Source organism: Nostoc sp., from assembly GCF_036916655.1.
In the GTDB taxonomy this organism is placed as follows: domain Bacteria; phylum Cyanobacteriota; class Cyanobacteriia; order Cyanobacteriales; family Nostocaceae; genus Nostoc.
Map to the genome: position 1 here is coordinate 1 of NZ_JBALFY010000110.1, position 7,272 is coordinate 7,272.

The window sequence follows — 7,272 nt, forward strand, 5'->3', positions numbered from 1 at the left end:
AGGCGTCCACCTTTTCATCCTTGAGGAAATTGAGGATGTCAGGGACATACTTGGCTGCGGCGTCTCCCAAGTTGCCCAATGCCGATGCCGCACTTGAACGAACGTTGGCGGGAACCTTTTCATCCTTGAGGATTTTAGCAGCTTTCTCGGCAATATCCTCTGGTTTCTTCACCAGGGATTTTAAATCTTTGAGATCATATTCAATTAATTTATCCAGAGCATATCCCTTAACTTGGTCGTGTCTATCATCAAGGGCTGCTGATATACCGTTAATCTGCCAATCTTGGGGTTTGGGTTTGGGGGTTTCTTTAGCGTTTACCCAAGGTAGAGAGAGGAGGAAAGTCAAGAGTAGGGTAAAACAGAAAAGGAAGAATAAGGAGAGCTTGTTAGTGAGGCGGGGAGTTACGAGCATAAATCAGGGCAAGGCGGCAGATTACACGCGGCTATAGGTATAATACCAAGCTTGCAATTCCTAATTCCTGATTGAGAAAGTCAGATTTTATTTGGGTTTTTAGGTTTGTATTTGTGGGAGCATCCCAAATTTGAAAATTTACTATGCTGCGTTCAGGCAGGAATAAGAGAATGAAGAAACGAACCGCAAAGGACGCAAAGAGCGCAAAGTAAGACAACAGACTCGATGTTAATCTTTGCTCATGAGTATAAAAGACTCGTCCATGAGTATTAAAGACTTGCTTACGAGCATCTAAGACTCGTCTACGAGTATAAAAGACTCTCCCGCGAGTATAAAAGACTCACTCACGAGTATTAAAGACTCGTCCACGAGTATAAAAGACTCTCCCGCGAGTATCAAAGACTCGCTCACGAGTATCAAACACTCATTCACGAGTATCAAACACTCATTCACGAGTATTAAAGACTCGCTCACGAGTATCAAAGACTCATTTACGAGTATTAAAGAACTTTCAAATAAAAAAATACTCAAATAATTATTGTGGGGTGGGCGTCTCGCCCGCCCATAGCTAAAGGCGGGCAAGATGCCCGCCCCACAAGATTGAATAATCTATTTGTTGGAAATCCCTAAAGACTCTCCCGCAAGGTTTAAAGCTTATGAACCAGAAATAGTTTTAGCAGGTTTATTTTTAATAGCTTTAAACCGTTCACCTAACTGTTCGGCAATAGTTTTTAACCCTGGAGTTTTCTTAGCAGCAGTCTTGACGTAATCGTAAACTGTCAAACTGCTGCTCATTGTCTCACTACCGACAGCCATTAAGGTATCATCTACTTGTTCTGTCAGTTGTCGCAGTCCAATCAGAAGTTCGCTGAGAGTGACGGCTAGTTGATAATCCCGCACAAATTCATCTACATCAAAGCTGGCTGGTAAAATGTCTCGGTTAGATTGGGCAGCAGTCAGGCTAGTGTTGACAAAAGCTAGGCTTTTATCGCCCATCTTAAATAACTTGCGTCGTTCTTCCACACTCAGAGTCACCAAAAAAGGCAACTTTGCTTGGATAGTCGCAAAGGCTGCTTTAATTTCTTGGATATCTGCTGGGGTAAGGGAGCCTGTAATATTTTGGTAAGCCATTGTTTATTTACTGTGGTAAATCTGTTTGTTATGATTCCCACTGGTAAATGCGATCGCACAGTATTTAAGGAATGGGGAGTAGGGAAAATAACTTCTCTGGTTGTACACACAAGTCTTTTAGAGTTGTGCCACAGGCTTTTGATCCCCCCAACCCCCCTTTTTTAAAGGGGGGCAAAAAGCTCTCAAAGTCCCCATTTTTAAGGGGGATTTAGGGGGATCAATACACATCTTTCTTTTTGTACCCAGCAAAAAGAAAGATGTGTGTACACCGTAGCCTTGGAAAGGGGAGGGTTAGGGAGGGGTAAAACTTACGCTTCAAGTCAGTTTACCGAATAATTTTCTTAACAACGCCAACAAAGCGTTCCATATCAGCGTGGGTAATAGCTCCCATTGTCGATACTCGAAAGATTGATTGAGCTAAATTTCCCTGTCCAGAATAAATGATATAGTCCTGTGCTTTCAGTTGATCGTGAAATTCCTCATAGCTGAAACCGTCTGGTAAGTAGTAGGCATTCAAGACAACGGATGAACTGCCAAGAGGAAGTAGCGGTTTAATTCCAATTGAGGCTAACCCATCTCTGACTAAGCTGGCAAGTTGGTTGTAATGGCTGTGTCTGGCACGCCAACCTCCGGCTTCTGCCATTTCTTGCAAAGCTTCTGTTAAGGCATAAAATGTCTGTACTGATTGCGTAAACGGTGTGCCGCCTCGGTCTTGCTGCTGGCAATAGGTTGCTAAATCTAAATATAAGGTGCGGGGAATTGTGTCTACTGACGGTAGTGCATCCCGTTGCAGGATGACAAAGGATACCCCAGGGACACCATGCAGACATTTATTAGCTGTTGCAGCGCAAGCGGTGATTCCCCAATCTGCAAAATTTAGTTCTTCAGCACCAAAGCTGCTAACTCCATCCACTAATAGCTTGATGCGGTGTTCTTGGCAAATTGGCGCAAGTTCTACCAAATTATTGAGGCGACCGGTAGTAGTTTCGTGATGGACGACAGCAAGGTGGGTGATGTCGGTGTTTTCATCTAAGAGTTTGATTAAAGCGTTGATATCTATTTCAGCATCCCAAGGATGGGAAAGTGTAATGTAATTAATGCCGTGGATTTTGGCGATTTTAGATAGTCGTTCGCCATATATACCGTTTTCAATTACTAGTAATTTCCCATCTGTGGGTACTAAACTGCTGATCATCGCTTCCATCGCGGCGGTTCCAGAACCAGTGAGGAGAACTGCTGCCCAGTCGCTTCCAAGACCATAAACTTGAAGTAGCTGTTCGCGGATTCTGCTTTGAAGTTGGGAAAATTCCACCTCACGGTGACACAAATCGGGACGCAACAGGGCATTTCTGACGCGATCGCTCAAATTAACAGGGCCGGGATTTAGTAAAATCATTTTGTCATTAGTCATTAATCATTAGTCATTAATCATTAGTCATTGGGCATTAATAAATAAAGAGTTTGTACTTTGAATTTATTAATTACGAATTACGAATTACGAATTACCAATGTGTTTCATAAAGCGTTGCAAAACTGCTTCTGGGGTGAGGTTGGGTCTGGGTAGCTTTTCTAAAGTTCCGGGACGGATTTTTAAATGAGCAAATTTCGGTCTATTGTTAGCATCTGCGATAAATAAGACATCTAAAAGGGCGGGATCGTCTCCGGCTAATGTAAGGCCGTAACCGCAGGCTTCGGCAATTTTGGCAAAGGAAATACCCGCAGAGACGGTAGCTTGTGCGCCTGTGGAATCGTGGACTTCATTATCTAAAAGAATATGGATTAGGTTAGCACCGCCATAAGTGCCGATGGTAGCAAAATTACCCATTCGCATTAATGCTGCCCCATCGCCATCAATTACTACTACCTTGAGGTCTGGACGTGCTAAAGATAATCCCAATCCCATTGAGGAAGCGCAACCCATCGATCCAACCATATAAAGATGATTGGCGCTGTCTTTACTAGCGAAGAGTTCGCGTCCTGTGTATCCGGTGGTGGCAATTACTACAGTGTTTTCTGGATCGGTGAGTTCCACAATCCGAGTTAATGCTTCACTGCGAGAAATGCGTTGTTCTTTGCGATCGCGGAAAAAGCTTTGCTGAATATGAGCGCTACTACTATTTTCTCGTTCTGGGATAGAAGAACGGGTGAGTGGATGGGGGGCAATTGTTCCTTTACGCATGATTAAAGCATAAGGACGGCGTTCTTGCTGCATATAGGCTGTAGCTCTTTGCAGAACAGGTTCTATTTCTGCTGCATCTGTGGGAAAAAATTCCCAAGGCACAGACATTGTTTGCAGCAATTTTTCTGTGATTTGCCCCATTAATTCATGTTGCGGTTCATCTTGCAACAGGCGATCGCCTCGCAGGGTACAAATCAGCAGCAGTGGAATCCGAAAGATGTAAGTGAGCGAGGTTAGCGGGTTAACTGCATTTCCCAAACCAGAGTTTTGCATCATCACCACAGCAGGTTTACCAGCAATTGCGGCTCCAGCTGCGATCGCTACAGCATCCCCCTCATTGGCTGCACAGATGTATTTAAGTTGCACGTCATTGATGACGTAGTTAATAAAAGGCGTGAGAAAAGAACAGGGTACGCCAGTGTACCACCCAAAACCAAGATTACGCGCAGCTTCTACAAATTCTTCTGCCTGGATCATATTAAGGGGAATGGGGAATGGGGATGAGGGGGAGCAGGGAGCAGGGAGCAGGGAGAAGGCAGCAGGGAGAAGAATTTTCCCCTCCGCCCCCCGCACCCTGCCCCTCTGCCTCTTTTCAATGCCCTATTGTTTCAATTGAAAAGCAAGGTCAAGATCATCTAAAGAATTAACATCTAACCAGTTACCGCGAATATAAAGCACCTTGATCGGTTTGCCTTGCTCGATTAAATAATTGCATAATTCTGGCAAACCCAAACTGTTGAATTCCGGTCGTTTTTGTAATTCATTGAGTGCTTCACTCACCCACTGTCTACCTTGACTCCGCAAGCGCAGCATCCCAATCCAACGGCCGCTAGATTTTCCTAATTGGGTTTGTGTGGTTTTAGAAATGTCCAACAGGTTGACATCCTGTCCAAAGAGAGAAAGATCGTCTGGAATTGAGCAATAAGCGTAGTCAGGTGAACCACTAACAGATTTGCTGTTCGCCACAGAATCAACTACAGCAACAATCTCTCCGGGACATTCTAATAAATCCCGCAAGATGTAACTTCTAAATAATAAATCTCCGTAAAGCACCAGCATTTCTTCACCGAAGCTGGCTTGAGCTACGGCTAAGGATGCTAATTCTCCCGTTGTTTCATAATCTGGGTTACGGATGACTTTAGTCCCCGGAACGTTGATAGTTTCTGCTTTGTAACCCGCGACAACGGTAATATCGTTGATGGCAAGTTTCTTGAATTTGTCCACCAACAACCTGAGCAGGGGTTTACCTCCAAGGGGTAACATGACTTTTGGTTTATCTTGCGTCAAACCTGCTAACTCTTGGCCTCTGCTAGCAGCCAAAACGATCGCTTGAGTATGTTGTCGTCCGTTGTTAAAGTAGCGTTTTTCTGCTTCTATGAGTTCATCCGCCCCCTGTAGCCGGAAAATTTCTTTTACAGGTGCAATATCATCTTCAATGTTGATTAAAGTTTCACTGGCTTTTACTTCACGCGCGATCGCCTGCATACTATCAACAGCAGCTCTAATTAGATGATTTGCCCAGATGACTAAATTAACTTCAGCTTTCCGAAAAACATCAGTAGGCGTGCTGTAATATTTAGTCGGTATAAACACTAACGGGGAACGACCCGCCCATTCTTTAGCAAAGGCTAGCACTTGATCGGGACGTGATGATTTACTGTGAATCAGAATGGCAGTTGCTCCGGCGGCGTGGTAAGCTTCAGCTCGGCGCAATGCCTCCGAAAGATCCCACCCAGCAATCAAAGCTTCCAATCGAGCGACGATGCAAAAATCTGGATCTGTCTGACTATCCTTACCCGCTTTAATTTTGCCGCAGAATTCATCAATTTCAGCTAAAGGTTGGCGACTACCGTTGATAAAGCTATTGGTTTTGGGAAAAAGCTTATCTTCAATACAGACTCCAGCAATACCTCGCTGTTCTAACTTCTTAACTAGGCGACGCATATTATTAAAGTTGCCATAACCCGTATCCCCGTCTAACAAAATCGGGATGCTGGTGACATCAGACATGAACTCTAGCATTTCGACAACTTGAGTCCAACTAGCTTCATTATTATCTCGAACGCCATATTGAGCCGAAAGGGCTAGTCCACTCGCCCAAATTCCTTTAAATCCAGCCTCTTCCACAATTCGGGCACTAATCCCGTTGTGAGCTTCCATAATGAAGTCGAGTTGAGGCGATTCTAGTAATAACCGCAATTGGGCACACTTATTTAAGTTTGCAGCGGTATCAATGGGTGCAAATATTTGATGCATTTATTCTGCTTTTTTCAACCTATAAATTAAAGAAGAATTCAGAAGCCAGAATTCAGAAATCAGAATCAATTTAGTGCGAGATTCAAACCCGCCCTATGTTTTTGACCACTAAACCAGATATTTAATGGGTATTTTTAACCCCTTGATTCACCTGCTAGTAGCAAATAATTTCATACTGACTCCTGAATTCTGACTCCTGACTCCTGAATTCTTTCAAAGATACTTTCAGACATTTTCTGCAACTTCTATCTGAGGTAAAATCTCATTTTGGGCACGTTGAATATCCTGGGGAAAATCGATTTCTAGCCAAGGTAATCCAGTTATATCTTCATAGCCAAATTCTTCTGGAGTTTCTAACAATAGATCCCGAATTACTTCTTCATAAGGTTCATCATCTCGTCCGTCTGCAACATACTTTTCTGTGCGAGTAGTAAGACGTTGAGCAGCAGCACTTCCAAACCGAAAAAATCCTACTGACTCGCCAATCAAATCATAAACCAAACCAAGAGCTACTTGTTTGCGAAACTCCACTAGATAATTATCTTTGACACAGAGCTTTACGGGTTCATCTCCCGGTTCAAAATCCCGATCCAGTAAGAAGCTGTTGGGGATATTTGTCTTTACCAGTCGTTCGATGATGCGGCGATCGCACAATACATCTGCATCCATCAATAATATCTCATCGCCAGCAGCTAAATGCTGACGTACAGTCCAAAGGCTGATCACACTGCCTTTAGTATAATCAGGATTGTAAACTGTATTGACCCAATTTTCGGCTCCTAATGCTTTGATTTCATCCTGAATTCTTTGTGCTTGATAACCCACAGTAATTACCACCTGGTTAACCTGGTAATGACGGAGATAGTTCAAATGGCGCTCTAATAGAGATTTGCCGTTAAATTTCAGTAAGCATTTGGGTTGGATTTGCCCGTCTTTACCTAAGCGTCGTCCAACGCCAGCAGCTAATATAATTGCCTTCATTGTCAAGTCACCAACAAAGCTATGACACCAGGAAATCTAAAAATTTTCCCAGTATTTCATAATGACTGTTTTTTGCTCAAGAGAATATTTGTTAATTAATTCTTAACATGGAAGAAACAATAACTCTATATCGCCCCACAGGACCAAAAGAGCTAGAACTAGTTAAACAAAGCGACTACACCAAATGGCCGCCAAGACTGCTTGAACAGCCAATTTTTTACCCAGTGACAAACGAGCAGTATGCCCAAGAAATTGCAACTAAATGGAATATTCGGGACAGTGGCGTGGGTTATGTGACACGGTTTGAGGTTAG

Annotated in this window: 5 protein-coding genes and 2 pseudogenes; 1 reads left to right on the forward strand and 6 read right to left on the reverse strand. The window is 43.4% G+C overall.

Features of this window, described 5'->3' with window-relative positions:
* The 6 genes and pseudogenes from V7L31_RS29645 to V7L31_RS29670 form a co-directional block, all read right to left on the reverse strand.
* Positions 1 to 346 (reverse strand): annotated as a pseudogene (locus tag V7L31_RS29645) (HEAT repeat domain-containing protein); the annotation flags it as partial.
* A 720-nt stretch (positions 347 to 1,066) separates the two neighbouring features.
* Entirely contained in the window at positions 1,067 to 1,543 is a 477-nt protein-coding gene (locus V7L31_RS29650) for a hypothetical protein (protein ID WP_334699542.1), read from the reverse strand.
* Between the two features lie 325 nt (positions 1,544 to 1,868).
* Entirely contained in the window at positions 1,869 to 2,954 is a 1,086-nt protein-coding gene (locus V7L31_RS29655; protein WP_334699543.1) for a 2-aminoethylphosphonate aminotransferase, read from the reverse strand.
* Between the two features lie 84 nt (positions 2,955 to 3,038).
* Positions 3,039 to 4,199 (reverse strand): phosphonopyruvate decarboxylase, encoded by a 1,161-nt coding sequence (aepY, locus tag V7L31_RS29660; protein ID WP_334699544.1) that lies wholly within the window; start codon positions 4,197 to 4,199, stop codon positions 3,039 to 3,041.
* 123 nt (positions 4,200 to 4,322) lie between these two features.
* Positions 4,323 to 5,978 (reverse strand): phosphoenolpyruvate mutase, encoded by a 1,656-nt coding sequence (aepX, locus tag V7L31_RS29665; RefSeq protein WP_334699545.1) that lies wholly within the window; start codon positions 5,976 to 5,978, stop codon positions 4,323 to 4,325.
* Positions 5,979 to 6,203: 225 nt separating this feature from the next.
* Positions 6,204 to 6,959, reverse strand: coding sequence for a phosphocholine cytidylyltransferase family protein (locus V7L31_RS29670; protein WP_334699546.1), 756 nt, complete (start codon positions 6,957 to 6,959; stop codon positions 6,204 to 6,206).
* A gap of 107 nt (positions 6,960 to 7,066) precedes the next feature.
* Here V7L31_RS29670 and V7L31_RS29675 point away from each other — a divergent pair.
* Positions 7,067 to 7,272: pseudogene (locus V7L31_RS29675) on the forward strand (hypothetical protein); the annotation flags it as partial.